The sequence below is a fragment of the Chitinophaga pinensis DSM 2588 genome (assembly GCF_000024005.1).
GTDB lineage: Bacteria > Bacteroidota > Bacteroidia > Chitinophagales > Chitinophagaceae > Chitinophaga > Chitinophaga pinensis.
Map to the genome: position 1 here is coordinate 251,417 of NC_013132.1, position 14,479 is coordinate 265,895.

15 protein-coding genes are annotated in these 14,479 nt (G+C 44.7%); 8 read left to right on the forward strand and 7 right to left on the reverse strand.

From position 1 onward, the window contains the following. Positions 1–22: 22 nt before the first annotated feature. The 6 genes from moaC (at position 23) to CPIN_RS01015 (ending at position 5,162) form a co-directional block, all read left to right on the forward strand. Positions 23–505, forward strand: a complete 483-nt coding sequence (moaC, locus tag CPIN_RS00990) for a cyclic pyranopterin monophosphate synthase MoaC (RefSeq protein WP_012787879.1) — start codon at positions 23–25, stop codon at positions 503–505. A 9-nt stretch (positions 506–514) separates the two neighbouring features. Beyond that, on the forward strand, positions 515–1,102 hold the full coding sequence (gene mobA, locus CPIN_RS00995; RefSeq protein WP_012787880.1) for a molybdenum cofactor guanylyltransferase: 588 nt from the start codon (positions 515–517) through the stop codon (positions 1,100–1,102). A 330-nt stretch (positions 1,103–1,432) separates the two neighbouring features. Then, a complete protein-coding gene (locus tag CPIN_RS01000) occupies positions 1,433–1,750 on the forward strand; it encodes a hypothetical protein (protein WP_044217577.1) in 318 nt (105 codons plus the stop codon). A 58-nt stretch (positions 1,751–1,808) separates the two neighbouring features. Beyond that, entirely contained in the window at positions 1,809–3,845 is a 2,037-nt protein-coding gene (locus CPIN_RS01005; RefSeq protein WP_012787881.1) for a TonB-dependent receptor, read from the forward strand. 13 nt (positions 3,846–3,858) lie between these two features. Further along, complete coding sequence (locus CPIN_RS01010) at positions 3,859–4,458, forward strand: hypothetical protein (protein ID WP_012787882.1); 600 nt, start codon at positions 3,859–3,861, stop codon at positions 4,456–4,458. 20 nt (positions 4,459–4,478) lie between these two features. After that, entirely contained in the window at positions 4,479–5,162 is a 684-nt protein-coding gene (locus tag CPIN_RS01015; RefSeq protein ID WP_012787883.1) for a hypothetical protein, read from the forward strand. Between the two features lie 68 nt (positions 5,163–5,230). Here CPIN_RS01015 and CPIN_RS01020 read toward each other — a convergent pair whose 3' ends face one another. Together CPIN_RS01020 and moaD are read right to left on the reverse strand one after the other, a co-directional pair. Then, complete coding sequence (locus CPIN_RS01020; protein WP_012787884.1) at positions 5,231–5,647, reverse strand: molybdopterin synthase catalytic subunit; 417 nt, start codon at positions 5,645–5,647, stop codon at positions 5,231–5,233. A 742-nt stretch (positions 5,648–6,389) separates the two neighbouring features. Next, positions 6,390–6,620, reverse strand: a complete 231-nt coding sequence (gene moaD, locus CPIN_RS01035; protein WP_012787887.1) for a molybdopterin converting factor subunit 1 — start codon at positions 6,618–6,620, stop codon at positions 6,390–6,392. Positions 6,621–6,694: 74 nt separating this feature from the next. On the opposite strand from moaD, the gene CPIN_RS01040 reads away from it, so the two are divergent. Further along, positions 6,695–7,063 carry a DUF7009 family protein gene (locus CPIN_RS01040; protein ID WP_012787888.1) on the forward strand — a complete coding sequence of 123 codons (369 nt, stop codon included), beginning with the start codon at positions 6,695–6,697 and terminating at the stop codon, positions 7,061–7,063. Positions 7,064–7,641: 578 nt separating this feature from the next. Continuing rightward, the gene (locus tag CPIN_RS01050; protein ID WP_012787889.1) at positions 7,642–8,808 is read left to right on the forward strand and encodes a PepSY-associated TM helix domain-containing protein; all 1,167 of its coding nucleotides are present in this window, start codon (positions 7,642–7,644) and stop codon (positions 8,806–8,808) included. A gap of 76 nt (positions 8,809–8,884) precedes the next feature. On the opposite strand, the gene CPIN_RS01055 is transcribed toward CPIN_RS01050, so the two are convergent. The 5 genes from CPIN_RS01055 to CPIN_RS36220 all read right to left on the reverse strand — a co-directional run bounded on the left by CPIN_RS01055 (position 8,885) and on the right by CPIN_RS36220 (position 14,423). Further along, complete coding sequence (locus CPIN_RS01055) at positions 8,885–9,970, reverse strand: HesA/MoeB/ThiF family protein (protein ID WP_012787890.1); 1,086 nt, start codon at positions 9,968–9,970, stop codon at positions 8,885–8,887. Further along, a complete protein-coding gene (locus tag CPIN_RS01060; protein ID WP_012787891.1) occupies positions 9,967–10,512 on the reverse strand; it encodes a GNAT family N-acetyltransferase in 546 nt (181 codons plus the stop codon). The genes CPIN_RS01055 and CPIN_RS01060 overlap by 4 nt, the downstream gene beginning before the upstream one ends. A gap of 72 nt (positions 10,513–10,584) precedes the next feature. Then, the gene (serS, locus tag CPIN_RS01065) at positions 10,585–11,859 is read right to left on the reverse strand and encodes a serine--tRNA ligase (protein WP_012787892.1); all 1,275 of its coding nucleotides are present in this window, start codon (positions 11,857–11,859) and stop codon (positions 10,585–10,587) included. 204 nt (positions 11,860–12,063) lie between these two features. Beyond that, entirely contained in the window at positions 12,064–13,728 is a 1,665-nt protein-coding gene (locus CPIN_RS01070; protein WP_012787893.1) for an NAD+ synthase, read from the reverse strand. 14 nt (positions 13,729–13,742) lie between these two features. Then, entirely contained in the window at positions 13,743–14,423 is a 681-nt protein-coding gene (locus CPIN_RS36220) for a porin family protein (protein ID WP_012787894.1), read from the reverse strand. Positions 14,424–14,479 lie beyond the last annotated feature (56 nt).

Sequence of the window (14,479 nt, forward strand, 5' to 3'; positions counted from 1 at the left end):
TTAGTTGTAAATTTATTCCATTATGAGCAATGATTCAAGTCAACAGGGATTTTCACATTTGAATGCCGCCGATCAACCGGTCATGGTAGATGTAAGCGGCAAGACAGATACAGTACGCGTGGCAGTGGCAGAAAGCAGGGTATTTCTGCCGGAGATCGTAAGACAACAATTCAGCGGAAAAGATATATACACGGCGAAAGGGGCTGTCTTCCAGACCGCCATACTGGCGGGCATTATGGCCGCCAAGAAAACGCCTGATCTGATACCTTTATGCCATACATTACTGCTTGACGGCTGTCAGGTAGATATCTCACTGGAAGAAGAGGAAGCAGTCGTACGCTGTACAATCAAAACCACGGGTAAAACCGGTGTGGAGATGGAAGCGCTGACCGGCGCCAGCGTAGCTGCATTAACGATTTATGATATGTGTAAAGCATTTACACATGAGATGGTAATCAGACAAACACGGTTGCTGAGCAAGACAGGCGGCAAACGGGATTTTTAAAAATATGACATGGCAGCTCCATTAAAAGGACTCATTCTATGCGGTGGCCGCAGTACACGTATGCAACAGGATAAAAGCCTGATTGCCTACCACGGTGTACCGCAATGGCAATATCTCTACGAACTGGTAAAATCCTTCCTTCCGGAAGTATATGTCTCCTGCCGCGAAGATCAGCAGGAAAATTTACGTGCAGATATCGATGTTATAACAGACAGTGTGGAGGGCGGCGGTCCCTCTGTAGGATTACTCAGTGCAAACAAGGCATTTCCGGATGCGGCCTGGCTGGTACTGGCGGTAGATCTGCCATTAATCAGCGCGCAAAGTGTGAATTACCTGCTCTCCCAACGACAGACAGACAAAGAAGCTACGTCACTGATCAGTCCTGTCAATCACCTGCCGGAACCCCTGATCGCCATCTGGGAACCCTCCGGATTGAAAAAACTCCGGCAGAATGTAACGGATGGCAGAAATTGCCCGCGTAAGACCTTATTAAATGCCGATATCCATCAGATAGAAAATCCATTTTCAGCAGAGCATTTTAATGCCAATACACCTGACGACATGAAGGAAGCAGGTGCCCAGCTGGGATTGAAATAGTGAACGTACGTTGATATTCGTATTAAACCGTTACTACACCGGCATTACGCCGCTATCTGTCCGTTCCTGAACGAAGCGGTAACGGAGAAATTACGGCGTAATGCCGGTATAATACGAAGCATACTACGAATACGCAAAGCCGCTCTTTCCAAACGGAGAGAGCGGCTTTTGTGTAGAAAGACCCATTACATTACACTGCATATGGCAAGCATCATATCACCCTATCTGACACAGATTTTAAGACATACATTATTCGTACAACCCGGATAGCAAGTATTTTTTATTGCAAACTATTTGCAACAACGCTGCAAACGACATATATTTGCCCCCGTGATCAAATCAAATCTATACAGGTTCGTAGCATATCTCCTGCTGGTAACATTCAGTTACATCCAGGGAGTGCAGGTCCTGCATGATTATCACCACCATTACTATTCTCCTGACAAACATCTTCACTTCGGGAAAGATCCGGCCTGTAAGATCTGTGATCATTTACTGGTAAAAAAACATCAGTCACTGACGGCAGATATTTTCACGCTGCGCGATATCAATGTCAAACCCGAAATTATCCGGGAAATAGCCTGCACAAGACCTTCAGCTATTTTCCTTCCCAGCGACCTGAATAAAGATCCTCCATCAATAGCATAAATACAATCCCTCCATCAGCAGTTTTGAGTGTCCTCAAAACATTTTAAATCATACATACATGTCGATTTCAAAACAGCTACCGCTGTTTTGCCTGCTGACCTATGCCGTACCCGTACTGGCACAGGTCGGGAGAGGCGATACTATTCGCCTGCGCGATGTCGAAGTAAGAGGTAAGACGCCTGTAAAAACAGGTACTGCCACTGCTATGTCGCTAAGCAATGAACAGTTGGAGCAGACACGCGGCGCTAGTCTCGCCGGTGCATTATCGAGATTACCAGGTCTCAGCATATTAAAAACAGGACATTCTATTGAGAAGCCTGTCATCAACGGTATGCACAGTAACAGGGTACTGATACTAAACAATGGCGTACGACAAGAAGGCCAGCAATGGGGTACCGAACACGCCCCGGAAGTAGATGCTTATGTCGCCAAAGAACTGGTGGTCATCAAAGGTGCTGAAGGCGTCCGCTATGGTGCAGACGCACTGGGCGGTGTCATACTTGTAAAACCTGCTCCATTACCGGAACAGGGAAAACTAAAAGGTGAAGTATACCTGAGTGGTGCTACGAATGGTCGTTCAGGCAATGCAGCGGCTATGCTCCAAGGTAACGCACATGGTATTGGATGGCGGGCACAGGGCTCCTTCAAAAAAGCCGGGAATATCAAAACAGCTGATTATTACCTGGGTAATACCGGTGTGAATGAAAGTAATTTTTCCGCTGCGCTTAAATACAGGTCCTTCGATATATACTATAGTCATTTCAGCACAGCACTGGGCATCCTGCATAGCGCGCATATCGGTACAGTAGAAGATATTGCCGCAAGGATTACACACGGACGTCCTTTCGAAACCTATGATTTTACATATGACATTACGCCTCCCCGGCAACAGGTCACACATGACTTAGCCAAACTTAGCTGGAAGACGGATCAGTTAGAAATACAATATGCATTTCAGCGAAACCACCGGGAGGAATTTGATCTGCGCCGTTCAGCAGGCAATGATGCACGGGCGATGATGGATCTTGTACTCAGCACCCAGACAATCGATGCAGCTTATCATATCTGTCACAATAATTATCTGAAAGGCACCTGGGGAGTAAACGGAATGCTCCAGGTTAATAATAATACACCAGGAACCGGTACAACACCGCTGATACCAAATTTCGATAGTTACACATTGGGGGCATATGCAGTAGAAAGATTTGTGAAAGAACGCTATGAACTGGAAGCAGGCATCAGGTATGATTTCAAATATTTTGATGCTGCCGGCTACCGCTATGATTATACAAAATTCAATGACAACGGTGGATTTGACCTGAACCTTTTTACTGATATCCGGCAATTCCATAATGTGTCCGGATCACTGGGTGCGGTATTACACTTCAACAATAAACTGGAACTGCGCAGTAACATAGGATTGGCCTGGAGAGCGCCGGGAGCGAATGAACTGTATAGCGACGGTTTACATCATGGCGCCGCGATCTATGAAATAGGTAATCCGGATACGAAAAGCGAACAAGGATATAAATGGGTCAATTCGCTTTCATACAGCAGTAACAAATTACAATTGCACCTGGATGTATATGCACACTATATCAGCAATTATATCTATGCACAACCCACACCGGATACGGTAAGAAGAACGGTGCGCGGCACCTTTCCCATCTTCATCTATCAGCAGACAGACGCTGCCTTTGCTGGTATTGACTTTGGCGGTAGCTATCGGTTCCTGCCACGCTTTACTTATACAGCAAATGCAGCTGTCATCAGAAGCCGGGAATATCTGCCTTATATCCCTGCCGATCGCTTTGATCATGGACTACAATGGGATTACAAGCAATGCTATATAAAGTTGGAACACAGGTATGTTGCCCGACAGAAAAGGTATAAGACAAATACCGACTATGCAGCGCCACCACCAGCTTATCATCTCTTTGCAGCCATAGCAGCCGTGAAGTATAAATCAGTATCCGTCAGCCTTTCCGTGGACAATCTGACTAACAGGCTTTACAAAGATTACATGGACCGCTTCCGATACTACGCACATGAGATGGGCAGAAATTTTACACTCAGAATTCATTATACATTTTAAACAATATACAATTATGAACAAGTTATGCAACTACCTGCTGTTGGGAATGATCACCTTTGGTGTGTTCACCTTTTCTTCCTGTTCGAAGGAAGATCCCGTACCAGAAAAAGATCAGGAAGAAGTAGGTAAAACATCCTTATTGCTACAGGAAGTAGGATGGGACGGCGATTTCAGAACGGGCCATCCACACGCCATCGATGGTGCAGCTGTTGACACCATTGCCTTTGATGAACAAGGTAATGCACCCGTAGGATTTCACCTGCATCTGCACACAGGTCATTCCTATAAACTGACACTCATTGCACGCGACTACGCAGGACGTGAAATACAACAGACATTTCTCGACAGAGCCGACATACATCAGGCAGTCATCCTGGGAGCACCGACTGGTGTACTTGATTATACATACGGCGATAACCAGGTAGGTGTTACAGGTTATCTGCATGTTGTAAAAGGTGCATCCACCTTTACCCTGCAATACCTGATGCGTCACCTGAACCCAGGTGTAAAAGCGGGCGTAACAGCAGATGACTGGAACAATACCAATTATCAGTCTAAACTGGCCGGCGCTACCGATCTCGATTTGAAATTTGAATTACACCCTGTTGAATAAAAACCAATAAAATAGAAACCATGAAAAAGTATTGTTACGCATTTACGGCTATTGCCTTATTCCTGACAGCATGTAGTAAAGACGATGAAAAAGTCGCGCCAGAAGATCCGAATGTAATCTCCTCTTCAAGACTTGATTTCATTGAAGTAAACGGAAGCGCACACGGTGATCACTTCCATGATCTCGCAGAAAAAACCGGTGAGAAAGACAGTATAGCGATACTGTTTAATGCACAGGGAGAAACACAAAACGGACATCTGCATCTTGATCCGCATAAGGTATACAGAATACAGCTGCGTGTGTTTAACAAAGCGGGACATGAGTTACAACAAGGCTTCCTGCAGAACAAAACAGTCGCTGATTCTTTTAAAGTATTCTTAACCGGAGGAAATTTTGTACTGAATCCAACTACCGGCGATGCAGAAAACGGAGCCATCTTTCAGCCGAGAGAGCAGGTGTATGGCGATGGTACTTCTATAGGTGGTAAATATGAAACGACGGGTATATTGGCTTACTTTACACTGGGAGAAGCGAATAGCGGTGCAGAGGCAGATATCTCTTATGTATTGCGGAAGTTCACTGATCCTGCTACTAAGGCGAAAATTGAGCGTACAGACTGGAACTATCTGGATTATGCAACCCGTTATGCAGGAACAGATATACTCAAATTAACTTTCGAAGTACACGCGGAAGAACACGAATAGTCATCAATTATCTTTTTAAAAAAAACGCGTGTCCCGACTATTGCTGAGACACGCGTTTTTATATTTTATCAGGGATGTGCAGCGACCCACACTTCTCCGTCTTCAAAATATTCTTTCTTCCAGATAGGTACTGTTTCTTTTAAAGTATCGATGGCGTATTCGCAGGCATCAAAAGCAGCTGCCCGATGTGGTGCAGCAACGGCGATTACTACGACTACTTCACCCGGTTGTTTCTCACCAACGATGTGTAACATAGCGATCTTTTTAAGGGCAAACTTTTCTATTGCATCATCTGCGATTTTATCCATTTCCAGCAATGCCATTGGCTCATAACATTCAAAGAAAAGTTTGTTTACTTTTCTTCCTTTTGTATTGTTACGCACATTTCCAGAGAAGACAACAACACCTCCGCAGTCAGGCGTTTCAACGAAGTCCAGTGCTTGTTGTACGGTCACATTACTGTCTATTTTTATTAACTTGTTCATCTGAATATCGCTTAGAGAATTTGTATATTTTGAAGCAAAATAATTTTTATTGGACAAAGAAAATGCGCTAATATTGAAGCATAAAATTATTGTTTGTAATGCCAATAAATCCTGTTGTACACACACTTATCTGGATCGCTTGTATCGCGAGTTTACTGTATCCTATTATTCCATTGATTAAACACATTACTGCGTCGATGAAAAGTCATCGCAAGTTTGTCGCTGAAATGGAAAAAGAAATCAATAAATTCAAAACTGATCCTAAAAAATACAAAGCAAAGCAGTATTAAAATACTTTATCTCAAGTACAACGTGCGCTTCACATTTTAAAACCAAACGCTTACTACATTGTCGAATCTTATCAATTCCTGGCATAGGCCACAGGAAAGGCATAACCATGCAAGAACATTTGGTGCCGTTTGCGGTACACTATTAATGGTAATGGCAGAAAAATTGCCGGACGCATACTGGTTTAAAAGTTATATGATCATTGCGACACCTTTACTGTCGGTAGTTTTGGTACTACTTAGCAACTGGATCTTCAATAGTTTTCATTCAATTTTTAAGACTTTGTATACAGTATGCCTGGAATGGCGTGTTGCCCGATCTGTCAGAGAGCTGAAGAAGATTCCTTATGCATCAGAAAGTGATATCCATCAATTGGAAATGAGGTTTATCAAAGTAAAGAGCAGACGCCGCAAGCGATAACTAACAATTAAGCAAGTAAAAGAAAAGCGTCGTATCATCCACCACTCACCGGAGGAATCACTGCGATTTCATCACCAGGCTGCAAAGTATCCTCATCATTTGCATACACCTTATTCACAGCAATCATCAGGGAACGTAACTGTTCCAGGGAAGGGTATTTTGTATACAACCAGGCTCTGAGTGCTGCTACTGTAGTGATTTCTTCTGCCGTAATAACAGGCGCACCTGCTATATCTTTCGCTATGCCGAATAATAAAATGCGCATATCCCAATCATGAAATTTAGATAAAGCTACGATATTGTAGTAATTTAAGGGGTGATATATCAAATAACAGTCAAATGAAAATCAGAATCAGAGGCAATAGCATCCGTTATCGTCTGGACAAAAAAGACGTCGACATACTGAAAAACGATGGTAAAGTAGAAGAAAGCACCGTCATTGGCGCTGGTCAACTTCATTTCTGCCTCAAGGCCAAAGAAGGCGCTACCAGTCCCTTCATCAAACTGGAAGGCCCGGCCGTACACCTCTCTTTTCCGAAAGAGCAAGTACGCCAATGGATCGATACCGATCAGGTAGGATTCTCCGCAGAAATTCCCAATGCAGATGGTTCCTCCCTCCATATACTCGTTGAAAAGGACTTTAAATGCCTTACCGAACGGAATGAAGATGACAGCAATGCTTTTGACAATCCGTTAGAAAGCTGCTGATCAATCATTTATACATATCCCTAGCTACAGGAATAGCTATCATTATCAACATTAACAGATAGCCAGCTCACTATTTCTTTTGATAGCTACCAGCCGCCGAAAAGCCTTTTTCAGCGGGGTTATACAAATCACGGATAAGCTGAAATATTTGCAGATGCTACTCATAAGTGATTAAAAAGAGCAATACACCGTCAACACGGGCTAAATAATACAGATGTCACACTATAAAATATGACATCATCCTGACATACGTTCACTGAACAGGCGGATTTTTTCGCTTTTGATCAATCTTTTTCCCGATTCGATCACTCCCAAGCAGCATACTGATCGTTCTTTGTGAAAAATTCGTCAGTTAATGTTCGGTTACAATGATTCAACGGTAACCTGACTGCAAACGCTTCCGTAATACCACATGGTACAAACCAATACATTGTACCATGCCAACAAGCCGGATACAGATGAATTTCAATAACGCACGTAACAAATAAAACCTATTGGGCGGGTGGATATGATGATATTCTCCTTTTCCCGGGGGACGCCAGACACTGGCAGGCAAGGATTTCTTATACAATCTGATCATGAAAAAAATATTTGGCTGGTTACATCTCTGGCTGGGCATCGGCTCCGGTTTAGTAGTCCTGGTAGTAGCAGGAACAGGCAGCCTGCTGGTATTCGAAGAGGAACTGGAACATGCGTTCCGGTCTTCTTTTTTCTACGTAGACGCGCCCGCCAACACTTCCAGACAACCTCTGGATAATCTGACCGCCTATGTGCTGCGTGAAAATCCGAAATATAAAGTACTCACCATTGGTATAGAACCGGAAGCAAACCGCAGCATCGTATACCTGCTGGTAAAAGGGAAACCAAAGGAGATTAAAAATCAGCTGTACGTAGCGGTGAACCCCTACTCAGGTCAGATCATTTCCTCCGTAGCGGGTAATAAACGCTTCTTCTCTGTCGTACTACAGTTACACCGTTACCTCTGTATGGGCGAAACCGGAAAGATTATCACCGGTATTTCCTGCTCCATCTTTACCATCCTGATCCTGACCGGTCTGATATTATGGTGGCCTAAAAGGAACAACCGGAAACAGCGTTTCCGTGTGAAATGGAATGCTTCTTTCAAACGTCTGAACTGGGACATTCATGCCGTATTCGGTTTTTATGTGCATATCATTCTCTTCGTGATAGCTATTACCGGACTGGTATGGAGTTATAAATGGGCCAATAGCCTGCTCTATCTCGCATTTGATGGCAACACCAAACAGCAGAAGATCGTAGCACCAACCAGCAGAGCGGTAGAAAATACAGGCATTGCTTACCTGGACAGGATCGTAGCTACCACAAACGAAAAGCTCCCTTACGAAGGAAAGATCACCATCCGCTTTGCGGATTCAGATACACTGGCCGTTTCTGCTGCAAAAGAAAACAGATCCAGACATGATAATGTAAGCGATTTCCTGTACTTCGAAGCAGGTACCGCCAAGCTGTTAAAAGTGAGACTGTATGACAATGAAAGTGCAGGTACAATTGCCAGAAGATGGGTCTACCCGATCCACACAGGCAGTCTGTATGGCGTTCCTACCAAGATTCTCGCGCTGATCGCTGCGCTGGTAGCATTCACCCTGCCAATATCCGGATTTCTGATCTGGATGGGGAGAAAGAAGAAGAAACCGACAGCAAAAGCAAAGAAGAAATTACCGATAAATAAAACTGTCAACTCCAGGGTACAGATACAATCATGATATCCAGCAAAGTATATAAGAGAAAGGGCCGTTCAGCAATCAGCGAACAGCCCTTTCCCTTATAAGATCTATCTCTTTAATACCTGTTCATTTCCACATCTATTTCTGCGGCCCAGGCATGAATACCACCTTCCACATTATATACCGCAGGAAATCCTGCTGCATCCAGTTGCTGCGCCACCATCAGACTGCGCATCCCATGATGACAGAGTAAGGCAACAGGGATCTCTTTGCTCAGCTGTGCCATTACGCCTCCCACCATACGCATCGGTATCCGCATCGCTTGTGGAATACTGCATATTTCCCATTCATCCGGTTCTCTCACATCTATCAACTGTAATGGTTTTTCTGTATCCAGCCAGTCCTGTAACTGATGCACAGATAAACTTCTTACACCTCCGGTATCACAGGGCTGGTCATAGGTTTCCTGTAATGCTTTGATGTCATGATTACCGGCAACAGGCTTAATCTGGAATGTATCGTGCATATTATACAGGGTATCTATTGTCAGCAGCTGATTGCTTAATACCTCACCGATACCGGTAACGATCTTCACTGTTTCATTAGCCTGATAAGAGCCGATGATACCCGGCAGAATCCCCAGTACACCAATATCGCTGCAATTCAGCATAGTACCTGGTTCCGGTTGCTCAGGAAATAAACAGCGGTAAGTAGCACCACCTTTGTAATTGAATACGCTGACCTGACCTTCATATTTGTGAATAGCACCGTATACAAAAGGCTTGTTCAGCATGACACAGGCATCATTCACCAGGTAGCGGGTACCGAAATTATCCGTACAATCCACTACTACATCGTAAGGTTGAATAATGTCCAGTGCATTATCAGGCATGATCCACGTATCATATGTAGAGAACTGTACCTCCGGGTTCAGCTTTTTTAAACGCTGAACAGCGGTACGCAGTTTGGGTTGCCCGACTTCATCCGTATTGTAAAGGACCTGTCTTTGCAGGTTGGTGAGTGAAATATCATCGTGTTCTACGATTCCTATGCGGCCTACGCCCATAGCGGTCAGGTATTGTAATACAGGTACGCCTAATCCGCCTGCACCTATAATCAGTACTGCTGCATTGCTGAGCAGCTGTTGTTTTGCTGGTCCGAAGCCATCCAGTTTCAGGTGTCTGTCATATCGTTGCATCATCCGTTCTTTATCCTTTTTGACATAAATATTGAATCTCCGTATGTACCGTCCGACTGCTTAAATGCCTGCGGCAGACGGCCATATTCCATAAAACCAAAGTTACGATACAACTGAATAGCTCTTTCATTATTTGCAAACACGTTAAAGTGTATGATTTCCAGCTCTTCATGCTGTTCTGCCCATCTTATCCCGGCAGTCATCAGTCGCCTGCCGATCCCCATATTCCAGCATTCATGCAACACAGCGATACCCAGTTGCCCCAGGTGTTTCTCTTTTCTGAAACCGGATTGTTTAATGGAAATACTCCCAACCAGGCGACCTTCTGTTTCCGCCAGCAACATCAGGTGTTGCGGGCGATTGCAGAAGGAGCGGAGAAATACCTCTTCATCTGCGACAGTGAGCGCTGCCGACTCCTGTGGGGTCATTAACAGGAAACCTGTCTCTGTGGTCAACTGTTGGTACAATGCCAGCAGGGCTGGAGCGTCTTCCAGTGTGGCCGGGCGCACCAACAATACCTGGCCGTTAGGTAGAAAATGCTGCATAGTACAAATGTAAGCACAAAAAAAAGCGCCGCACAGGTGCGACGCTTTTATATTATTTTAAATATTATTTCCTTACAGTGCGATCTTATCGGCGCCGAAATAAGGTTGTAATACCTTCGGAATATTGATACCTTCCGGTGTCTGGTTGTTTTCCAGGATACAAGCCAGGATACGCGGTAATGCCAGGGAGCTGCCATTCAGCGTATGTACCAGCTGTGGTTTACCACCACCGTCTTTGAAACGGATCTTCGCGCGGTTTGCCTGGAAAGACTCAAAATTGGATACAGAGCTCACTTCCAGCCATTTCTGCTGTGCAGTGCTGTATACTTCGAAATCGTAGGTCAGCGCAGAAGCAAATCCCATATCACCACCGCAAAGACGCAGTATGCGGTATGGCAGTTCCAGTGACTTCACCAGTTCTTCCACATGCGCTACCATTTCATCCAGGATCTCATAAGATTTCTCCGGATGTACCACCTGTACAACCTCTACCTTGTCAAACTGGTGCAAACGGTTCAGACCACGTACGTCTTTACCATAAGAACCTGCTTCACGACGAAAACAAGGCGTATAGCCAGTCAGTTTTACCGGCAGCTCGGTGTCTTTCAGTATTTCATCTCTGAAGATATTCGTCAGAGGTACTTCGGCTGTAGGGATGAGGTATAATTCATCTTCTCCTACGAAGTACATCTGTCCTTCTTTATCAGGCAGCTGACCTGTACCATATCCGGAATCACTGTTCACCAGGTGAGGCACCTGGAATTCAGTGTAACCTTTATCGGTATTGAAGTTCAGGAAATACTGGATCATAGCGCGTTGTAAACGTGCTCCACGGTTTTTATAAACCGGGAAACCAGCGCCTGTGATCTTGTTACCCAGTTCGAAGTCGATCAGGTCATATTTCTTCACCAGGTCCCAGTGAGGCACAGCGCCCTCATGTAACTGAGGGATATCGCCACCCTTGCGGACTTCCACGTTCTCTTCCGGTGTTTTACCGGGAGGCACCAGCGGAGAAGGCAGGTTTGGCAGTTTTACCAATGTATCGTGCAAAAGCTTTTCTGTAGCCGCGAGTTCTTCGTTAATAGGCTGCAGTCTTGCTTTCAGTGATGCTACTTCCGATTTACGAGATTCCGCTTCATCTTTCTGCCCCTGTGCCATCAGTTTACCGATTTCCTTGGAATTCGAGTTTACTTTGGCCTGTGTTTCATCATACTCAAGGGTTAATTTCTTGCGCTTGTCGTCCAGCTCAAGTACCTGGTCCACCAGTTCCAGCTCCCTGAAGTTCTTCAGGGTCAGCCTTTCCAGTACCTGGTCCTTGTTTTGACGAATGAACGGAACTTGTAACATTTTACGATTTATTAAATTTCAGCAAATATAGGAGTCAATTAGGAATTAAGAATTAGGAATTCTGGCGCCATATGGTTACTCATATTTGAGTATAACTTCAAGCAGATACTTGGATTCATATCAGGATAAATCTTTTTATCCTATAGATAGGTCTGATAAGCCTTCTGCCTCACCAATTCCTAATTCCTAATTGTATATTCCTAATTAAGAGAGGTATTTTCCAACGATCGGCACTCTTCTTCCTACACCGAATGCCTTGGACGAAACGCGTATAATGGGGCAGAACTGGTTCCTTTTATACTCATTGGTATTGACCATTTTGAGCGTACGCGTCACCAATGCAGCATCGAAACCCTGTGCAATGATCTCTTTTGGTCCCTGACGGCGCTCGATATACTGATACAAAATACTGTCCAGCACTGTGTAGTCAGGCAGACTATCACTGTCCTTCTGATTAGGGCGTAATTCTGCAGAAGGCGCCTTGTCAATGATATTAGCAGGGATAATTTCTTTGTCCCGGTTGATATACCTTGCCAGTGCATACACCTGCATCTTGTACACATCACCTAATACCGCCAGACCACCTGCCATATCACCGTACAGGGTACCGTAACCGGTAGACAGCTCGCTCTTATTGGAGGTATTCAGCAGGATATAACCAAATTTATTGGATAAGCCCATCAGCAGGTTCCCACGGATACGTGACTGTGTATTCTCTTCTGCCACATTAAAGGGTCTGCCCTCAAAAAATGGGTTCAGGGTCTGCAGGAAGGTTTCATAAATATCATTGATACGGATGATGTCATAAGGATTGTCCAGATTTTTAGACAGGGCAACGGCATCATCTACAGAATGTTCGGTAGAATAAGGGGAAGGCATGAGAATAGCTCTCACATTCTCTTTACCCAGTGCTTCTGCTGCCAGGGCCAGCGTCACAGCGCTATCTATTCCTCCGGAAGAACCAAGGATCGCTTTGGTAAAGCCCATCTTCTGGAAATAGTCCTTAATCCCCATGATGATCGCATGGTAGATACGGTCGATATTATATTCCGGCAGCAACTCGTTTACCGGTATATAAGCCGGCTCAGGTGCTGGTTGTTCTGATTGTAAAAGTACTTCCAGGTCATACCCCTCGATGGCTTCTTCAAAATAAGGCAGTTCTTTTACGATGTTACCTTGTTTATCAAAGATTACAGATCCGCCATCAAAAACGATCTCAGTCTGGGAACCTACTGCATTACAGTAATACATAGGAATACCATATTTCTTCACGTTTTCACGGATGATCTTTTTACGGTCCTGTGCATGATTATAATCGAACGGAGAAGCAGACAGGTTAATCATTACGTCCGGCTGCTGTTCTATCAGCTGATCCATCGGACAGATCCGATACAGCGGATTATCCCCCAGGTTCCAGATATCTTCGCAGATAGTTACTGCCAGTTTTTTGCCTTTGAAAGGCACAACGTTCCAGGCATAACCGGGTTCGAAGTAACGGTATTCATCAAATACATCGTACGTAGGCAGCAGGGTTTTGTGGATAATCTGCTTTACCTCACCCTCATGCAGGAACCAGGCGGCGTTGAAGAGGTCTTTCCCTTCCGGCTGTGTATTACGGCAGGGAGCACCCACCAGTACTGCTATATTGGACGTATGAGCTTTGATCTTGTCAATAGCCGCGTATGATTGTTGTATAAAGTCGTCAAATTCAAGGAAATCTCTGGGAGGATATCCGCACACGCACAACTCGGTGAACACGACCAGGTCTGCGCCCTGTGCTTCGGCTGCTTTTATTCCTTCCAGTATCTTCTGCGTATTCAGTTCGAAATTGCCGATATGATAGTTCTGTTGCGCAAGTATAATTTTCATCTACAATCGTCTTTTTAAAAGAATAGTCCCAGGTTTATTGCAAAGCTATTCATATTTACCTTACCATCACTCCATTTTCCATTGCGGGTAGCATCGATGAACCCGTTACGGTAGGTGAGCCCTACAAGTCCGCTCAGCCTGTCTCCCAGTGGATATTCAACGCCTGCACCCACCTGCAGACCGATATTGATCGGGGTGATGTCACGGAGTACGTTCACCTTATCCTGGTTCACGCTCAGACTTACCACGTCTGCACGTCCTTTAACAGGGAATCCAAGATAAGTGCCAAACTGTCCCCAGATGCCCATACCATTATCAGTATCTGTCTTCAGTTTGATAGCCAATGGTATCTCTACATAGGTCACTTTCAGCTTATATTCGGTAGGCACCTGTTTATAGTCATCCAGGCCCTTGTCTGCTACATACTTCAATGTACTGCCCGTTGTGGAGATCTGTAAACCGGAGGCGACGGCATAACGGCCGGATTCATCGAGGAGGAAGTCAGCCATCAGACCGAAGCTGACTCCGAACCGGGAAGCATTCCTTTCCACTCCGGATTCCTGAGGCTGTAACCAGAAAAAGGTAGGATCCAGCTTAAACCCAAGACGTACCCGGTTGTCGCTCATAAAGTTATTCTGGGCCCTGGCCACCATCACCATCAAAAACAAACATGCCATCAAAAATATCTTCCTCATATAATTTTATCTTTTTTTTAATACAAGCTATATAATATTTTTACCTGTCCGTAAGT

Excerpts from the sequence above, each read along its gene's own strand:
- CPIN_RS01010 (WP_012787882.1), top strand. The coding sequence starts at position 3,859 with ATGAACAAGTTATGCAACTACCTGCTGTTGGGAATGATCACCTTTGGT.
- CPIN_RS01040 (WP_012787888.1), top strand. The coding sequence starts at position 6,695 with ATGAAAATCAGAATCAGAGGCAATAGCATCCGTTATCGTCTGGACAAA.
- CPIN_RS01005 (WP_012787881.1), top strand. The coding sequence starts at position 1,809 with ATGTCGATTTCAAAACAGCTACCGCTGTTTTGCCTGCTGACCTATGCC.
- moaC (WP_012787879.1), top strand. The coding sequence starts at position 23 with ATGAGCAATGATTCAAGTCAACAGGGATTTTCACATTTGAATGCCGCC.
- serS (WP_012787892.1), bottom strand. The coding sequence starts at position 11,859 with ATGTTACAAGTTCCGTTCATTCGTCAAAACAAGGACCAGGTACTGGAA.
- CPIN_RS01070 (WP_012787893.1), bottom strand. The coding sequence starts at position 13,728 with ATGAAAATTATACTTGCGCAACAGAACTATCATATCGGCAATTTCGAA.
- mobA (WP_012787880.1), top strand. The coding sequence starts at position 515 with ATGGCAGCTCCATTAAAAGGACTCATTCTATGCGGTGGCCGCAGTACA.
- CPIN_RS01060 (WP_012787891.1), bottom strand. The coding sequence starts at position 10,512 with ATGCAGCATTTTCTACCTAACGGCCAGGTATTGTTGGTGCGCCCGGCC.
- CPIN_RS01050 (WP_012787889.1), top strand. The coding sequence starts at position 7,642 with ATGAAAAAAATATTTGGCTGGTTACATCTCTGGCTGGGCATCGGCTCC.
- moaD (WP_012787887.1), bottom strand. The coding sequence starts at position 6,620 with ATGCGCATTTTATTATTCGGCATAGCGAAAGATATAGCAGGTGCGCCT.
- CPIN_RS01015 (WP_012787883.1), top strand. The coding sequence starts at position 4,479 with ATGAAAAAGTATTGTTACGCATTTACGGCTATTGCCTTATTCCTGACA.
- CPIN_RS01020 (WP_012787884.1), bottom strand. The coding sequence starts at position 5,647 with ATGAACAAGTTAATAAAAATAGACAGTAATGTGACCGTACAACAAGCA.
- CPIN_RS01055 (WP_012787890.1), bottom strand. The coding sequence starts at position 9,970 with ATGATGCAACGATATGACAGACACCTGAAACTGGATGGCTTCGGACCA.
- CPIN_RS36220 (WP_012787894.1), bottom strand. The coding sequence starts at position 14,423 with ATGAGGAAGATATTTTTGATGGCATGTTTGTTTTTGATGGTGATGGTG.